This is a genomic window from Mesobacillus boroniphilus JCM 21738, assembly GCF_000517385.1.
Taxonomy (GTDB): domain Bacteria; phylum Bacillota; class Bacilli; order Bacillales; family Cytobacillaceae; genus Mesobacillus; species Mesobacillus boroniphilus.
On sequence record NZ_BAUW01000165.1, the window covers coordinates 1 to 3,296 of the forward strand.

Sequence of the window (3,296 nt, forward strand, 5' to 3'; positions counted from 1 at the left end):
AAAAAGAAAGAGCCGTCAGCTCCATTGACTATTATATAATAGTCAATGGAGCTGACGGCTCTTAAATTAGAAAAGGAAAAGGTTATTTGTTCCTCTTTGCTTGCAGGCCAGAGAACAAATAACCCCCAAAATACATTGCCTATTTTACTCGATTGTCCGCGTTCATTCAAGAAATATATGAAATTTATAGAGATCTTCGATGAGGATATTTCGTGTCCTTGTTGTGGAAGAGTCACCAGAAAACATGGGAAATATAAAAGAACAATAAATTTTAAGCGTAAATCCTATCGGATTCCCATTCTCCGTAGGCGATGCCTGATTGCGATAAAACATTCTCGTTAATGCCATCATTCTCTATTCCTTGGGGAAGGTTCGGCAACCATCTTTACGAACTATTCGTTCGATGGATCCTTGAGGGTAAATCTGTTCTTAGACTGGCAGACCAAGTAACCACTGCCACTGTTTCTGTGGTTTCCCACAAAACTCTTTACCGTTGGAAGCGTCGGTTTACGAACTTTATGATGAGCTGGTTGATCGTACAACGAAAGAGATTGGCACACGAGTTTACTGATGGGGATGGAATCCTCACCTTCTTCCGTCAGGGGATGAATACAAAAGAGGAACTTCAGCTTTTGCTTGCCTTCTGTTTTAGTGAATTTAATACCCGGATTCCCGGCATAGGACGTCTCCTGAGTGGGATGATGTCCGCCAATATGTTTCCCACATTAAAGCCAATCTTTTTGTCGGATAACTTGAGATAATTTATCTTCATTTCCTTTTTCTTGCTCCACATAATATGTCCCTACCTGGAAAGAGAAGATTCAGGGAAAATGGGATTGTTTCCTATTTAGAGGGATGAGAGGAGAAAAAGACATGAATGAATCGATGAGAAATGAGATAGCTGCCTTTCGGTTTGGCTTGATCGCCCCAATCGTACAACGGCAACTACAACCTGGGGAGAGGTATGCCCTTTTGAAAGAGATTGCCCAACAAAGATACACCATACCAGGCAGTGAAAAGAATACTGTTAGTGTTCGTTCCTTAGAAAGATACCTTCAAGCCTATGAAGCAGAGAAGTTCGAAGGACTAAAACCTCAAGTAAGAGAAAAAAGAGGAAGCTTGCAGAACCACGATCCTGAAGTGCTGAAACGGGCCATTGAACTTCGAAAGGAATTGGCTAGCCGGAGTGTGGAACAGGTCATTCGCATTCTTGAGTTGGAGAAGGCAGTTCCAGTCGGAGTAATGAAACCGAGGACTTTATCACGATATTTTCAAGATATGGGTTGGAGTAAAAAGGACCTTTACCATGCGGTAAAGAAGGAATTCCGTCAATTTGAACACAACACACCAAATGATTGTTGGCAGGCCGATACCCAGCACACGCTCTACTTGCCTGATCCGAAAAACCCTGAAAAACGAAAAAAGGCATATCTTATCGCTATAATAGATGACCATTCCAGGAGAATTATGCACGCTGAGTTTTTTATGGAAGAAAGATACCCTCGCCTCGAACGATGTGTTCAGAAAGCAGTCGTGAAATATGGCGTTCCTAATCTCTTTTTCTGCGATAACGGCTCCGTGTACAGTGCTAAACAATTTCATATTATGTGTGCGAGAATGGGAACGAAACTTATTCACGCAAAGCCTTACTCGCCAGAATCAAAAGGGAAAATTGAAAAATTTTTCCAGTACGTAGATAGTAGTTTTACAGGAGAAGCGAATCTATTAATTAATCAGGGAAAACTAACTTCCTTAAAGCAACTGAACGATTACCTGAGATCTTGGTTGGAAGCCTACGATAACCGAGTCCATCGTAGTACCAAGCAAACACCTAAAAAACGATATGAAACCCAGATGGAACATACACGTCACCTTCCAGCAGAGCTGCTTAAAGATATTTTTCTATGGGAAGAAGAACGAACTGTAAGAAAAACAGCGATTATTGAGTTGGAAGGAAATCAATATGATGTGGATTCCTCTTTACGAGGAAAGAGAATCAAAATTCGTTATAACCCATTTGATTTATCCATGGTCCAAGTATGGAAGGATGATGAGCGTTTTGAAAATGCGAAACCTGCGGAGCTTCGCAATCAAAGCCACTCCAAATTGCCAGAAGATCCGGATTCTTCTCTTACTCATGGTGGCGTATCTAATTTCCTGGAACAATTAAAAAAGCAACAGGAAGAGGAAAAGCGAAAACAGGTGGGTACGACTAGTTTTGCCAAATTAAAGGATAAACAGACTGGGGGGAATGAAGTATGTTAGCCTTTTTTGAAATGAAGGGTGTCCCTTTTACGAGAGAGATATTACCGAAGCATTTGTTCCATTCCTCCAGCCAAAAGGAGGCTTCTGCGCGCCTGGAATATGCCGTTCAGCACCGTCAATTTTGTCTTTTAACAGGAGATGCCGGCATGGGGAAATCGACGGCAATTCGATCGCTTGTTCATCAATTAGACCCTATCCAGTACCAATATCTTTATATTTGTGAGTCTTCCCTAACCCCAAAACTATTTTACAGGGAAGTTCTGCAGAACTTCGGAATCCAACCTGCCTTTCGATCCACGGATGTGAAGAGACAATACCAATCTCTCATGCTTGATATGTACGAAAATGAGAAAAAACAGATCGTCATTATTCTGGATGAGGCCCATCACTTTTCAGACGTTATGTTGCAGGAACTGCGCTTTATTCTGAACTTTAAAGAAGACTCGATGTCCCCTCTGTCTCTGGTTGTGGTGGGACAGCCTAGCCTGAGAAATTCGTTGAAAGTAAAACAGCTCGAAGCCATTGATCAACGCATACAAATGCGTTATCAAATGAGTGGATTAACGGAGAAAGAGACGAATGATTATATTCGCCATCAGTTAAAGACAGTCGAAACTCCCCATGAAATCTTTTCTGAAGAAGCCATTCGTGCCATTTTTAATTTCAGCCAGGGAATTCCACGGAAAGTGAATACCCTTTGTAGTCAAAGCCTATTAGATGCTTTTATTCAAGGAAATAAGATTGTGGGTGAATCCCATATTCATCGGGCCATCAATGAGTTGTAAAAAAGATAAAGTGCAGTATTATGACCAGTTGGACGCCGGGATTGCAGAAATGGAGGAGGTTGTCGAGAGGATAAGAACGGAAATCAATGAGTTAATGGAAATGAAAAAGGCTTTAAATCAATTAAATGGATTGCTAAAAAAAGAATTGAAGGAATTACTTGACCCACTTCCGTATTAAACTCCGCCATCGGAAGTGTCTTTTTTAGCTGCCAGTGGCAATGAGGGTGACAGTTATTGAGTTGCCCC

At 41.4% G+C, this 3,296-nt stretch carries 4 protein-coding genes; all 4 read left to right on the forward strand.

Annotated elements, in window-relative coordinates:
- Positions 1 to 311: 311 nt before the first annotated feature.
- The gene (locus JCM21738_RS21225) at positions 312 to 761 is read left to right on the forward strand and encodes a hypothetical protein (protein ID WP_148296170.1); all 450 of its coding nucleotides are present in this window, start codon (positions 312 to 314) and stop codon (positions 759 to 761) included.
- Between the two features lie 112 nt (positions 762 to 873).
- On the forward strand, positions 874 to 2,265 hold the full coding sequence (locus tag JCM21738_RS21230) for a DDE-type integrase/transposase/recombinase (RefSeq protein ID WP_023626496.1): 1,392 nt from the start codon (positions 874 to 876) through the stop codon (positions 2,263 to 2,265).
- Positions 2,259 to 3,050, forward strand: coding sequence for an ExeA family protein (locus JCM21738_RS24615; RefSeq protein WP_023626497.1), 792 nt, complete (start codon positions 2,259 to 2,261; stop codon positions 3,048 to 3,050). Before JCM21738_RS21230 ends, JCM21738_RS24615 begins: the two co-directional genes overlap by 7 nt.
- Positions 3,040 to 3,228: a hypothetical protein gene (locus JCM21738_RS21240; RefSeq protein WP_023626498.1), complete on the forward strand. Its 189-nt coding sequence runs from the start codon at positions 3,040 to 3,042 to the stop codon at positions 3,226 to 3,228. Before JCM21738_RS24615 ends, JCM21738_RS21240 begins: the two co-directional genes overlap by 11 nt.
- Positions 3,229 to 3,296: the final 68 nt, after the last annotated feature.